This window comes from Bradyrhizobium commune, assembly GCF_015624505.1.
GTDB classification, from domain to species: Bacteria; Pseudomonadota; Alphaproteobacteria; order Rhizobiales; family Xanthobacteraceae; genus Bradyrhizobium; species Bradyrhizobium commune.
In genome coordinates this window covers 3,889,874-3,902,033 of record NZ_CP061379.1, presented here as the reverse complement: position 1 = coordinate 3,902,033, position 12,160 = coordinate 3,889,874, and the positions used below count along the sequence as shown (strand labels likewise).

13 protein-coding genes are annotated in these 12,160 nt (G+C 63.3%); 7 read left to right on the top strand and 6 right to left on the bottom strand.

Annotation, left to right across the window (positions count from 1 at the left end; genetic code table 11):
• Positions 1–129: 129 nt before the first annotated feature.
• Entirely contained in the window at positions 130–276 is a 147-nt protein-coding gene (locus tag IC761_RS18405; RefSeq protein ID WP_195804888.1) for a hypothetical protein, read from the bottom strand.
• Between the two features lie 186 nt (positions 277–462).
• Between IC761_RS18405 and IC761_RS18400 the strand changes: the two genes are divergently transcribed.
• From IC761_RS18400 to IC761_RS35895, 5 genes are all read left to right on the top strand, one after another.
• Complete coding sequence (locus IC761_RS18400) at positions 463–2,871, top strand: sensor histidine kinase (RefSeq protein ID WP_195798075.1); 2,409 nt, start codon at positions 463–465, stop codon at positions 2,869–2,871.
• A 17-nt stretch (positions 2,872–2,888) separates the two neighbouring features.
• Positions 2,889–4,259, top strand: a complete 1,371-nt coding sequence (gene ntrX / locus IC761_RS18395; protein WP_195798074.1) for a nitrogen assimilation response regulator NtrX — start codon at positions 2,889–2,891, stop codon at positions 4,257–4,259.
• Positions 4,260–4,495: 236 nt separating this feature from the next.
• Positions 4,496–4,744: an RNA chaperone Hfq gene (gene hfq, locus IC761_RS18390; RefSeq protein WP_007591126.1), complete on the top strand. Its 249-nt coding sequence runs from the start codon at positions 4,496–4,498 to the stop codon at positions 4,742–4,744.
• An 11-nt stretch (positions 4,745–4,755) separates the two neighbouring features.
• Entirely contained in the window at positions 4,756–6,150 is a 1,395-nt protein-coding gene (gene hflX / locus IC761_RS18385) for a GTPase HflX (RefSeq protein WP_195798073.1), read from the top strand.
• A 23-nt stretch (positions 6,151–6,173) separates the two neighbouring features.
• The gene (locus IC761_RS35895; RefSeq protein WP_246791266.1) at positions 6,174–6,377 is read left to right on the top strand and encodes a GDCCVxC domain-containing (seleno)protein; all 204 of its coding nucleotides are present in this window, start codon (positions 6,174–6,176) and stop codon (positions 6,375–6,377) included.
• On the opposite strand, the gene mazG is transcribed toward IC761_RS35895, so the two are convergent.
• On the bottom strand, positions 6,374–7,201 hold the full coding sequence (gene mazG, locus IC761_RS18380) for a nucleoside triphosphate pyrophosphohydrolase (RefSeq protein ID WP_195798072.1): 828 nt from the start codon (positions 7,199–7,201) through the stop codon (positions 6,374–6,376). The two genes, IC761_RS35895 and mazG, sit on opposite strands and share 4 nt — an antisense overlap.
• A gap of 126 nt (positions 7,202–7,327) precedes the next feature.
• Between mazG and queC the strand changes: the two genes are divergently transcribed.
• Complete coding sequence (gene queC / locus IC761_RS18375; RefSeq protein ID WP_195798071.1) at positions 7,328–8,041, top strand: 7-cyano-7-deazaguanine synthase QueC; 714 nt, start codon at positions 7,328–7,330, stop codon at positions 8,039–8,041.
• 173 nt (positions 8,042–8,214) lie between these two features.
• On the opposite strand, the gene IC761_RS18370 is transcribed toward queC, so the two are convergent.
• The 3 genes from IC761_RS18370 to nthA are packed head-to-tail and all read right to left on the bottom strand — an operon-like array spanning position 8,215 to position 9,874.
• Positions 8,215–8,592 carry a nitrile hydratase accessory protein gene (locus IC761_RS18370; RefSeq protein WP_195798070.1) on the bottom strand — a complete coding sequence of 126 codons (378 nt, stop codon included), beginning with the start codon at positions 8,590–8,592 and terminating at the stop codon, positions 8,215–8,217.
• Positions 8,592–9,251 (bottom strand): nitrile hydratase subunit beta, encoded by a 660-nt coding sequence (gene nthB / locus IC761_RS18365; protein WP_195798069.1) that lies wholly within the window; start codon positions 9,249–9,251, stop codon positions 8,592–8,594. The genes IC761_RS18370 and nthB overlap by 1 nt, the downstream gene beginning before the upstream one ends.
• Positions 9,248–9,874: a nitrile hydratase subunit alpha gene (gene nthA / locus IC761_RS18360; RefSeq protein ID WP_195798068.1), complete on the bottom strand. Its 627-nt coding sequence runs from the start codon at positions 9,872–9,874 to the stop codon at positions 9,248–9,250. The genes nthB and nthA overlap by 4 nt, the downstream gene beginning before the upstream one ends.
• Positions 9,875–10,053: 179 nt before the next feature.
• On the opposite strand from nthA, the gene IC761_RS18355 reads away from it, so the two are divergent.
• On the top strand, positions 10,054–10,656 hold the full coding sequence (locus IC761_RS18355) for a hypothetical protein (protein WP_195798067.1): 603 nt from the start codon (positions 10,054–10,056) through the stop codon (positions 10,654–10,656).
• A gap of 7 nt (positions 10,657–10,663) precedes the next feature.
• On the opposite strand, the gene IC761_RS18350 is transcribed toward IC761_RS18355, so the two are convergent.
• Positions 10,664–11,878, bottom strand: coding sequence for a hypothetical protein (locus IC761_RS18350; RefSeq protein ID WP_195798066.1), 1,215 nt, complete (start codon positions 11,876–11,878; stop codon positions 10,664–10,666).
• Between the last annotated feature and the right edge of the window lie 282 nt (positions 11,879–12,160).

Genomic DNA, 12,160 nt, shown 5'->3' with positions numbered 1-12,160 from the left:
CCTACCAAAGCGGAGCTGAGCCTGTCCGGATCGCGCTGGCCTGTGTGACTGGCGCGATGCGCAGAAGTCCGAATCGGACCGAAATGTTCCGCTGGAACGTCGCAATGGCCATCCCGCGGGACGCGGCTCCTATCTGATCAATCGGCCTGATACCGGCACGGCGTTGGCGATGTCCGCCGCCGGCGGCTGCATGCTCGGGCTGTTGACCAGAAGGTCGGCGGCCACGATCAGCAGCAGAACGGCCGAGACCATCATCGCGAGAAAGAACCTGTCCATGCCGGGTCAAGCCGGAATGGCAGGAATCCGTTCCCAGTCGCGCGGCGCTGATCCGCAGACCCCTGTGGATGCGATGGTCCCATCGCGGGGCGGGCGCCGCGGAATTGTCGCAATTTGGCAACAATGTGGTACGAATACATCAGTACCCGCCCATCGCGGACCCGTTTTCAGCACCCCATTGCCGGAATGACCAGCGCAGATACCTCGGCCGCATCCTTTGACACGGCCCCAGCCGAAGAGCCCCGACGCTGGTCGGCGCGGCGCTGGCTGGCGCCGTTTGCGGTGGCGCTGGCGCTGGCGTCGGCCTTCCTGACCTTCCTGGTCCTGACCGGCCTGACCAAGATCGAGCCGACGCCGGAGATTGTCCGTTCGTTTTACCTGATCAATGCAGGAACGATCCTGCTGCTGGTCGGGATCATCATTCGCGAGCTCTGGCAGCTGATCCTGGCGCGCCGGCGGGGAAGGGCGGCGGCACGCCTCCATGTCCAGATCGTCAGCCTGTTCTCGATCGTTGCCGTGCTGCCGGCGGTGCTGGTTGCCGTCGTCGCCAACGTCACCATCGAGCGCGGCCTCGACCGGCTGTTCTCCGGCCCGACCAAGGAAGTGATCCAGAACTCGCTGACGATTGCGCGGGCCTACATGCAGGACCATGCGCAGCTGATCCGCGGCGACATTCTCGGCATGGCCAATGACATCGCCCATGCCAGGCCGCTCTACGACCAGGACCGCCGCTCGTTCCGCGAGCTGCTGGCCGCGAGCGCAAGCTCCCGCAATCTGCCGGGCGCGATGATCATCGACAAGAACACCAACATCCTGGAAGCGGCCGACACCGGGATGCGGCTGGCCTACTCGCCGCCGGCGCCGGACTTCCTCAGCAACGTCAACGAATCCGAGCCCGAGATCGCGGTGCTGCCGGATGCGAGCTTCGTCGCGGCGGTGATCCGCTTGCGCGCCTTCAACGACACCTTCCTCTATGTCGCCCGGCCTCTTGATCCGAATGTGGTCAATCAGCTCAAGCAGACCGAGGTCAGCGTCGCCGAATACGCCCAGATCGAGTCACGGCGGCTCGGCATCCAGGTCGCCTTCGCGCTGATGTTCGCGGTGATCGCGCTGACCATTTTGATGGCCTCGGTGCTGATCGGACTGAACTTCGCCAATTCGCTGGTGGCGCCGATCCGGCGGCTGATGAACGCGGCGCATACGGTCTCGACCGGCGATCTCCATGTCAAAGTGCCCGTGCACCAGTCGGAGGGCGACCTCGCCCAGCTCGGTGAGACCTTCAACAAGATGACGCAGGAATTGCGCAGCCAGCGCGACGAGCTCGTCAGCGCCAGCGACCTCATCGACAGCCGCCGCCGCTTCATCGAGGCGGTGCTGTCCTCGGCCAGCGCCGGCATCATTGGCGTCGATACGTCGGGCAGCGTCGGCATTCTCAACCGCTCTGCCGAGAAGCTGATCGGGCATTCCGAGGCCGAGACGCTCGGCCATCCGCTCTCCGACGTCCTGCCCGAGCTCGACGAGATGATGAAGACGGCGCGGGAAGGGACCCAGCGCCTGGTGCAGGGCCAGATCACGATTACGCGCGACGGCCAGGAGCGCAACCTCTCGGTCCGCGTCAGCGCCGAGAAGAACCAGCCGCACGACAGCTACATCATCACGCTCGACGACATCACCGAGCTGGTCTCGGCACAGCGCACCTCGGCCTGGGGCGACGTTGCCCGCCGCATCGCCCACGAGATCAAGAACCCGCTGACGCCGATCCAGCTCTCGGCCGAGCGCATCCGCCGCAAGTTCGGCAAGGACATCACCGAGACCAAGGACAAGCAGATCTTCGAGCAGTGCACCGACACCATCGTGCGCCAGGTCGACGATATCCGCCGGATGGTCGACGAGTTCTCGCGCTTTGCGCGGATGCCCAAGCCGGTAATGGAGGGCGAGGATGTCGCCGACACCGTGCGGCAGGCGGTGTTCCTGATGAAGGTTGCCCATCCCGAGCTCGATATCGAGGCCGAGTTCAGGGAAGATCCGCTGCGCGCCCAGTTCGACCGGCGGCTGATCTCACAGGCGGTCACCAACATCGTCAAGAACGCCACCGAGGCGATCGAGCAGGTCCCGCCCGAGGAGCTTGGCAAGGACGGTGGCAAGGGCCGCATCGACGTCGTGGTGTCGCGCGAGGGCGAGGACGTGCTGATCGACGTCATCGACAACGGCATCGGCCTGCCCAAGGTGGCGCGCTCGCGACTGCTTGAACCGTACGTCACAACGCGCGCCAAGGGCACCGGCCTGGGCCTGGCGATCGTCGGCCGCGTGCTCGAAGACCATGGCGGCCGCATCGAATTGAAGGACGCCTCCGATTTCCGGGACGGCCAGCGCGGCGCCTGGATGCGGATGCGCTTTGCCGTCTCCGGCCAGGCCAAGAAGGCCGAGGGCGCCGAGGCGGCGGCGCCTGCTGGTGAAATCGTGAAGGAAACGGCCAAGGAAATGGCCAAGGAAACGGTGACGGCGCCGGAAACAAAAGAGCCGGCGGCCGAAACCAAAGAGCCGGCTAAAATGACTAATGATTCAACGAAAATCGAAGCCTCGACAGGCAGCTGACAAGACAGGCGCGACCCATGGCAAGTGAAATTCTGATTGTCGATGACGAGGCCGATATTCGAGATCTCGTCGCGGGCATTCTCGAAGACGAGGGTTTCGTCACAAGGACCGCGCGCGACAGCGATACGGCGTTGGCCGAGATCGCCAACCGCCGGCCGCATCTGGTGTTCCTCGACATCTGGCTGCAGGGCTCCAAGCTCGACGGCTTGCAGCTTTTGGAGCAGGTCAAGAAGGACAATGCCGATCTGCCGGTGGTGATGATCTCCGGCCACGGCAACATCGAGACCGCGGTCGCCGCGATCAAGCGCGGCGCCTACGACTTCATCGAAAAGCCGTTCAAGGCCGACCGGCTGATCCTGGTCGCCACCCGCGCGCTGGAGAACTCGCGGCTCAAGCGCGAGGTCAAGGAGCTGAAGCAGCTTGCGCCGAGCGCAAGCCAGCTCGTCGGCCGCTCGCCGAGCATGAACCAGCTGCGCCAGACCATCGAGCGCGCGGCGAAAGCCAACAGCCGGATCCTGATCGTCGGCCCCGCCGGCGCCGGCAAGGAATTGACCGCGCGCACGCTGCATACGGCCTCGGGTCGCGCCGATGGCCCGTTCGTCGTCATCAACGCGGCCGCGATCACACCGGAGCGCATGGAGCACGAGCTGTTCGGCATCGAGCAGTCCAACGGCGAGCAGCCGCGCAAGTCCGGCGCGCTCGAGGAAGCCCATGGCGGCACGCTGTTCATCGACGAGATCGCGGACATGCCGCGCGAGACCCAGAACAAGATCCTGCGCGTGCTGGTCGAGCAATCGTTCCAGCGCGTCGGCGGCACCGCCAAGGTGCAGGTCGACGTGCGCATCATCTCCTCGACCGCGCGCAATCTCGAGGAGGAGATCGCGGCCGGTCATTTCCGCGAAGATCTCTATCATCGCCTCTCGGTGGTGCCGATCCGCGTGCCGGCGCTGTCGGAACGGCGCGAGGACATTCCGGAGCTGATCGACTATTTCATGGAGCAGATCTCGGCCGGCAGCGGCCTGCCGAAGCGGCAGATCGGCCAGGACGCGATGGCGGTGCTGCAATCGCATGTCTGGCCGGGCAATGTGCGCCAGCTCCGCAACAACGTTGAAAGAGTCATGATTCTGGCGGCAGGCGGGCCGGAGGTGATCATCACCGCCGACATGCTGCCGCAGGACGTCGGCTCGATGGTGCCGGCGATGCCGACCAGCAACAACGGCGAGCACATCATGGGCCTGCCGCTGCGCGAGGCGCGCGAAGTGTTCGAGCGCGACTATTTGATTGCGCAGATCAGCCGCTTTTCAGGAAATATTTCTCGCACGGCGGAGTTCGTTGGCATGGAACGTTCGGCGCTCCATCGCAAATTGAAGGCGCTTGGCGTCGGCTAGCACCAAGGCGCATCTGGGATAAGCGAGGAAAATCATCTATTTCCGTAGTTTTTCGGGGCAAATCTGCATGGCCTGCCGCGTGAAGCGGCTTGCCTAATAAGCCGTCCTGCCCTCTAATTGAACCGCTGTTCCTCCGAGGGGGATCTCATGAGGAGCGGCAACCGGAAGAAGGCCCAAATTTCAGAACAGGGTCGCTACCGGCGCAATAAAAAGAAACTCAAAGCGAGAAAAAAACAATGGCGGCAGACCGCGCACAAAACCTACAGGACACCTTCCTTAATCACGTTCGCAAAACCAAGACGCCACTGACGATCTTTCTGGTCAACGGAGTGAAGCTCCAGGGCATCGTGACCTGGTTCGACAATTTCTGCTTGCTGCTTCGGCGCGACGGTCACTCGCAGCTTGTCTACAAGCACGCGATCTCGACCATCATGCCGGGCGCTCCGATCCAGTTGTTCGAAGGCGGCGAGGATCAGCCGGCTTGAAAGTGATCTGATTGGAACCCCGGAATTTCGACGGGGATGCCGACCGTCCGCGGTCGGCTGGGGCTCAGCAAACGGGGCGGGTGCTTGTCATCGGCCCCTATTTGCGAATGCGCGCAGGCGGTGCCGACGCGCAATCGGAGAACCATGTCCTTCCTAATCATGTCCAGCGCGACGCCGAGGCCCGGATCGAGGAAGCCGCGGGGCTTGCGCGCGCCATCGATCTCGTCATTGCCGATGCCATCATCGCGCCGATCAGCCAGATCCGGCCGGCGACCTATATCGGCAAGGGCAAGGTCGAGGAGATCGCCGGGCTGATCAAGAGCCTGGACGCCGAGCTCGTGGTGATGGATTGCGCGCTGTCGCCGATCCAGCAGCGCAACCTCGAGAAGGAATGGAACGCCAAGGTGCTCGACCGCACCGGGCTCATCCTGGAGATCTTCGGCCGCCGCGCCAAGACCAAGGAAGGCTCGCTCCAGGTCGAGCTCGCCCATCTCAACTACCAGCGCTCGCGCCTGGTGCGCTCATGGACCCATCTCGAACGCCAGCGCGGCGGCTTTGGATTCATGGGCGGTCCCGGCGAAACGCAGATCGAAGCCGATCGCCGCCTGATCCAGGAGCGCATCTCCAAGCTCGAGAGCGAACTGAAAAAGGTGCAGGCGACGCGACGGCTGCATCGCGCCGGCCGCCAGCGCGTGCCGTATCGCGTCGTCGCGCTGGTCGGCTACACCAACGCCGGCAAGTCGACGCTGTTCAACCGCCTGACCCGCGCCGACGTGCAGGCCGCCGACATGCTGTTCGCAACGCTCGATCCGACGCTGCGCGCGCTCAGCCTGCCGCATGGCGGCAAGGCGATGCTGTCGGACACGGTCGGCTTCATCTCCAACCTGCCGACACAGCTCGTCGCCGCCTTCCGCGCTACGCTGGAAGAGGTGCTGGAGGCCGACGTCATCCTCCATGTCCGCGACATCTCGCACGAGGACGCAGAAGCGCAGCAGAGCGACGTCGACGCCGTGCTGCGCCAACTCGGCATCAACCCCGACGATAGCGGCCGCATCATCGAGGTCTGGAACAAGATCGACCGTTACGATTCCGAGCAGCGCGAGGAGCTTTTGAACATCGCCGCGCGCCGGCCGGAGGATCATCCGGCGATGCTGGTCTCGGCCGTGTCAGGCGAGGGGATCGACGCGCTGCTGGCCGCGATCGAGGAACGGCTCGCCGCCAAACGCACCACGCTCGATCTCTCCATCGACGCCGCAGATGGCGCCGGCATCTCGTGGCTGCATCGCAATGCCGAAGTGCTGGCCAAGGAACTGCATGAGGGCCGCTTCGACATGACCGTGCGGGTCGACGAGACCAAGCGCGATATCGTGGTCAACCGGTTCGATGCGGTGCCGCGCGTAGCCTGACCGGCCCGACGGGAACGATCCAGATGGAATTGGTGTCAATTCTCACGTGCCCGGAATGCGGCCATCAGTCGGCCGAAGCCATGCCGACAGACGCCTGCCAATATTTCTACGATTGCAACGGCTGCGGCACGCGCCTGCGGCCGAAGACTGGCGATTGCTGCGTGTTCTGTTCCTATGGGACAGTGCCGTGCCCGCCGAAGCAGGGCGAGGGTTCGTGCTGCGCTTAGCGATGCGGCGCTTTCTGCTTCGCCTCGTTCCACAACGCATCCATCTCCGCCAGTGACGCCTGCTCCAGCGACCGTCCCTGCGCCTCCAGCGCACGCTCGATGAAGGCAAAGCGCCGTTCGAATTTTGCGTTGGTCGCGCGCAGCGCGGCTTCCGGATCGGCATCGACGTGACGGGCAAGGTTGACCAGAGCAAACATCAGATCGCCGGTTTCCTCCGCGATCTCTTGCTTGTCGTTGCGATCCAGTGCCGCTTCGATCTCATCGGCTTCCTCGCGGATCTTTTGCAGCACCGCGCGCGGATCGTTCCAGTCGAAGCCGACCGTTGAGGCCTTGCGCTGGAGCTCCATGGCGCGGGTCAGCGCGGGCTGACCGGCCTTTATGCCAGACAGCAGCGATCTGTGCGTCGGCGTTGCTTCCGGCGGCCGGCGCGCGGCGCGCTCGGCCTTCTCCTCGGCCTTGATGCGGTCCCAGACTTCCTTGACGTGGGAGGAGGCGAGATTGCCCTCCTTGTCGGCGAAGACATGGGGATGGCGCCGGATCATTTTTCGCGTGATGGCCTCGACGACGTCGCCGAATGCAAAGGCCTTCTGCTCGGAAGCCATCTGGGCGTGGAACACCACCTGCAACAAGAGGTCGCCGAGCTCCTCGCGGAGATCATCGAGATCGCCGCGGTCGATGGCATCCACCACCTCATAGGCCTCCTCGATCGTGTAAGGCGCGATCGTCGTGAAATTCTGCTCGAGGTCCCAGGGGCAGCCGGTCACCGGCGTGCGCAGCGCCGCCATGATCTCGATCAGGCGGGAAATGTCGCGGGAAGGGGTCATTGCGGGGCAGTCTCCTGGGTCCAAAACCTTATGCCAAAAGCGCGCCGCCGTTCCCAGCACAAGCCGGCGGAACAGGCCGATTTCCACCGATTGGCGGGCACGGCGCGCGGTGCTAAAGCGCGGGCCATGAGTGACGCATTTTCATCACAAACCGCGCTGGTGCTGTTTTCCGGCGGCCAGGATTCCACCACCTGCCTCGCCTGGGCGCTCAGCCGCTTTGCGCGGGTGGAGACGCTGGGGTTCGATTACGGCCAGCGCCATGCCGTCGAGTTGGCCTGCCGCGACCGGCTGGTCGACGGCATCAAGGCCCTGCGCGCGGATTGGGCCGCCAGGCTCGGTGAGAGCCACACTCTGTCGATCCCGACGCTGGCTGCGATCTCGGACACCGCGCTGACGCGCGACGTCGCGATTGCGATGGGCGCCGACGGTTTGCCCAACACCTTTGTGCCCGGCCGCAATCTGGTGTTCTTGACCTTTGCCGCGGCGCTGGCCTACCGGCGCGGCATCGCCCACATCGTCGGCGGCATGTGCGAGACGGACTATTCCGGCTATCCCGATTGCCGCGACGACACCATCCGCGCCATGCAGGCCGCGCTCTCGCTGGGCATGGCCCGCAAGTTCGAGCTGCATACGCCGTTGATGTGGATCGACAAGGCCGCCACGTGGAAGCTTGCGTATGAGCTCGGCGGCGACGGGCTCGTCGACCTCATCCGCGAGCAGTCGCACACCTGCTATCTCGGCGAACGCGGCGCGCAGCACGATTGGGGCTATGGCTGCGGCGAGTGTCCGGCGTGCAGCCTGCGCGCGAAGGGGTGGCGGGAGTTTGTGGCGGGGAGGTAGCTGCGTCGCCATACTCCTCTCGTGCCCCGGACGCGGCGCAGCGCTTCTTCAGCGGTGCGCCGCAGAGCCGGGGCCCATGTCTCAGTATGGTGCTGTGTGGCTTTCTGGGTCCCGGCTCTGCGCAGCAGCGTTACACGCTGCAGCGCGTCCGGAACACGAGAGTGAGGCGCGAGCTAGCCAAAATCCTCCGGCCGCAATTCAATGGGCTTGCCATGCGGCGTACGATCCGCCGCGTGGTCCCAGGCGTCGCGGTAGCGGTGCAAGGTTTCCGTCGACGCGACGCCTTTGCTCGCAACGAGCCCTTCCAGTGTGGCGAGCCAGTGCAGATAGTAGGTCTCGCCCGTATCGGGATCGCCGGCGGCCTGCGCGCGCTTGATTTCGGAGGCCAGGGCTGCGGCCCACTCAGGCCAGGTGAACACGCCGCGCTCGTGCAGCGTCAGCGCCATCGCAAACGCATGCGCCTCCCAAGGCGCGCGGAACACCGGGCCGTCGTCATCGCGGGGAATGCTCGGGATCGCCGCCGTTGCGGCCGCAGCGGCACTGCTGCTCATTACGCCGGGTCCAGATAGGGCTCGAATGCGTCGATCGACACCTTCAGGGTCGGGTCACCGTCCGCGCCCCAGAGATCGCGGCCTGCGAACACGACCGTGTAGAGCCATTGCGGGTTTTCGCCGAGCTCCATCGCCGCCGAATCCGGAAACACGTGGCAGCCATGATTCAGCTCGACCACGCCGACATGGCCGCGCACATAGCGCGGCAGCCGCGTATGCGTGGTCGGATGGATGTTCTTCGCGCGCACGCGATCGCCGATGTTGAATTTGGCCGGCGCGGCAGCAGGGCGGGCGAACTTGCCGCGCACCATGATGCGCTCGACCTGTGTGAGGTCGAACTTGCCGTGCTTGAGCGCCTTTGGGGCTTGCATCGCGTGGCCGGCAGCGACTTCCTCGCGACTGAGGTAGCCCTTCTCGATCAGCATCTCCTCGAGGCCGAGGAACCATTTCTTGTAGTAGGAGCTCGAGAGATACACGTGCGGCGGCAGCGTCTCGCGATAGAATCGCGAGGTGTCGATGTTGAAGGCACCGGCCGCACCCATCGCGCGTACCATGGCGAGAACGCGCGACTCCCAATCGGCATGAAACATCGGCTCGTTCGGCTCGGGCTCGACCTTGCCGAACCCGTCCATGCCGCCCATGTCGTGCACGCCGTTCACGATGGCGCTCCGGGCGTCTTGGGAAATCCGGTGCCGATCATGGAGTCGCGCGTGACGAGATCGGCGAGCTGCTCCTCGCTCCAGCCCTCCGTGCCCGCGGGCCGCATCGGCAGCACCAGGAAGCGCGTCTCGGCGGTCGAATCCCACACCCGGATTTCGATGTCCTTTGGCAGCGTCACGTCAAAATCGGCGAGCACGCCGCGCGGATCCTTGACCGCGCGCGAGCGGTAGGGCGAGGCCTTGTACCAGACCGGCGGCAGCCCGAGCATTTCCCAGGGGTAGCAGGAGCACAGCGTGCACACGACCATGTTGTGCCGGTCTGGCGTGTTCTCGACCACGACGAGGTGGTCGCCGACGCGGCTGACATGGCCGAGCGTGCCGATCGCCTTGCTGCCATCCTCCAGCAGCGCCTGTTTGAAGGCCGGGTCGGTCCAGGCCTTGGCGACGACGCGCGCGCCGTTATGCGGGCCGATCTTGGTCTCGTAGGCCTGGATGATGGCATCGAGCGCGGCCGGCTCGACATAGCCCTTTTCGGTCAGGATCGTCTCGAGCGCGCGCACGCGCAGCTCGGTCTCGGACAACTCCGAATGATCGTGATCGTGGTGATGATGATGGTCGCTCATCCGCAGAGGATAGGCGCAGTCCGCGGCCCATGTCGAGCGGTTCTCGAGGGGGCGCTGGACCTCGGGTTGGCCCACCCGCTTGATTGTATGTGCCTCAAGCTCGGTGTTGCGAATGATGACAATTTCTTGAAGGACAATCACATGTTGTGCGAGGGCGCGGTTCGTCCTATTGCATCGGCATGGAGCCAGCCATCGAATCATCTTGGGTCAGGCGAATTCGCGACAACGCCTTCCGGCTGCTCGCGGCGATGAAATCAGAGAATATCGGCGGCCTGGTATCGATGGCCGGCAGTTCTCTTTTCCTGTTCGGTGGCGACAGCGCCGGCATTGTGATTTCGTTGAGCTTCCTCGTCGCCGAGATTATCCTTACGCGGTATGGCCACACACGGGCCGGCTACTCCGCGGGGGGCTTGCTGTTTTCCTTCGGAGATGCGCTTGCGGTGATATCCACCGTCGCATCCGGCAATGCAGGTTTTCAGATCGCGCTCGCGTTGATGGCCGGAACTTGGCTCATCGGCGCAGCGCGCGCCCCAGTCGCCTGGTTTGGTGAGCGCCGCGGCAGCGCCGCCCTGGTGCGGGCCGCGGATGCGCTGCAGCCGATCGTGGGGGTTGCCATCCTGGCCCTACGCATTCCGGGCATCGTGACAGGTCTAGCCGGCGGCAACTACATCGGCGCCGCAGCTATCGCCTGCTGGGGCGCGGCGGATGTTCTCGTGGGTCGCTTGCAGGACGTCGGGCGAAAGCTCTTTGCCCGGCGCCGGCTGGCCGCGAGCCAGGACTGATGACGGCCTAGTCGGTGTCAGCGATGATGAAGTCGTGGGCGGTTTCGAACAACGGATTGTAGAAGCCCCACGTCGCGTACAAATCGGCGACACAGTTTGCCAGCATGACTGCTCCGGCCATTGCGAACAGCACGTACTGCGACGGCACGAACCACAAGAGGTTCGTAGAGACGGAAGGAAAATAAAACGGAACTCCGAGGATCGCCAAAAGTCCAAAGCAGATAGCGTTGATGCGGGTCCACCACTTGATCGCGCGCGACGGAAAAATCGTTATGAGCTCTCGTTCGCGTTTCTGGGGAGCGCGCGGTTCGCGCTCTTTGCCAACCGGTTCTGGATTCTGAACCGCCCGGGTGAGACCTAGCCAGTAGAAGTAGTTGTAGACAAAAAATGGATTTCCGGACAAAGGCGTTTTCAGATCAGCCTCAGGGAATTTTTCGTCTCCCTCGGAGGTCTGACTTGCGTAAAACCGCTTGCGCAAGGAGTCGATTAGGTTACTCACCTGCATCCAGCCGAGGTCGAACAATAGGACGAGCGCATAGATCGTGATGAAGACCGGAGGATTGTTGATCTCCAACGTCAAACCGACAATCGTGAGCGTCTTGATCATAAGCAAGAGACTGTCGACGATGCGCTTTTGCTTATTGTTGTAGTCGAAGAAGTCCCTGTAGAGCTGATCCCTCTGCGCATTCGCGGTCTTCATCAGTTCGGCGGCCTTGCTCTCCGTGGTCTTGCCAGCGCGCTTCTCGGAACACGTTGGTGTTTCTGCGGATTTTTTTGCCGCCGCCTCCAATTTCTCGCTGAGCAGCGCCACGAACCTTCCGATCTCGATGTAACGCATGTCGAACACGCGGATATTGCCGACGTAGAAGCGGTAGAAAGTTAGTACATAGATCAGGTAAAAAGCGAGCAAGAGCCCGATCTCTGACCAGGGAACGGCCGGGGTCTTGGTCATATACTGGTGAAGGTAGCTTATCTCGCAGACTTCCTTGATGTTCTTTGCCTGTGCGATATCGCTCGGAGTGACGCGCGTGCAACTAATGAAATTGTCGAACGACCTGATGAGTTGATACGTGCCCCCCGCAAATATGGCGACCCAGGTCTGCTTGAGTGCAGCGTGGGAGTTTTCGATCGCCGTGCCCGCGACCTTGCGGAATACTTCCTTTCTCGCCTCATGGTTCAGGGCGACTTCAGAATCCAGGCGTGAGACAAATTGGTCAGGCATGGCCTTTGCCGTCGCTTGAAAATGCACAAACTATCTAAAGTAGAGAATGTTATTAACATATTCATTTGTTAGACGCGGGACAAGGCCATTATGATGGCATCGCTGTTTTGCTCCATCCATCACGACGGCCTAGAGCGATTTCCGCGCGCTGGCGGCAGGGCGCCGTTACTGGCTCAAACTTGGTCTCGTAGGCCTCCGCAATCGCTTCGAGCATCGCCGGCTCGGCATAGTCTTTTCTAGTCAAAATCGTCTCGAGCGCGCACGCGGCTCTGTCTCCAGCAA

Coding starts and splice junctions, on each gene's coding strand:
- nthA (WP_195798068.1), bottom strand. CDS start 9,874: ATGAGCGACCATCATCATCACCACGATCACGATCATTCGGAGTTGTCC.
- IC761_RS18350 (WP_195798066.1), bottom strand. CDS start 11,878: ATGCCTGACCAATTTGTCTCACGCCTGGATTCTGAAGTCGCCCTGAAC.
- mazG (WP_195798072.1), bottom strand. CDS start 7,201: ATGACCCCTTCCCGCGACATTTCCCGCCTGATCGAGATCATGGCGGCG.
- hfq (WP_007591126.1), top strand. CDS start 4,496: ATGGCGGCAGACCGCGCACAAAACCTACAGGACACCTTCCTTAATCAC.
- IC761_RS18405 (WP_195804888.1), bottom strand. CDS start 276: ATGGACAGGTTCTTTCTCGCGATGATGGTCTCGGCCGTTCTGCTGCTG.
- ntrX (WP_195798074.1), top strand. CDS start 2,889: ATGGCAAGTGAAATTCTGATTGTCGATGACGAGGCCGATATTCGAGAT.
- IC761_RS35895 (WP_246791266.1), top strand. CDS start 6,174: ATGGAATTGGTGTCAATTCTCACGTGCCCGGAATGCGGCCATCAGTCG.
- IC761_RS18400 (WP_195798075.1), top strand. CDS start 463: ATGACCAGCGCAGATACCTCGGCCGCATCCTTTGACACGGCCCCAGCC.
- queC (WP_195798071.1), top strand. CDS start 7,328: ATGAGTGACGCATTTTCATCACAAACCGCGCTGGTGCTGTTTTCCGGC.
- IC761_RS18355 (WP_195798067.1), top strand. CDS start 10,054: ATGGAGCCAGCCATCGAATCATCTTGGGTCAGGCGAATTCGCGACAAC.
- IC761_RS18370 (WP_195798070.1), bottom strand. CDS start 8,592: ATGAGCAGCAGTGCCGCTGCGGCCGCAACGGCGGCGATCCCGAGCATT.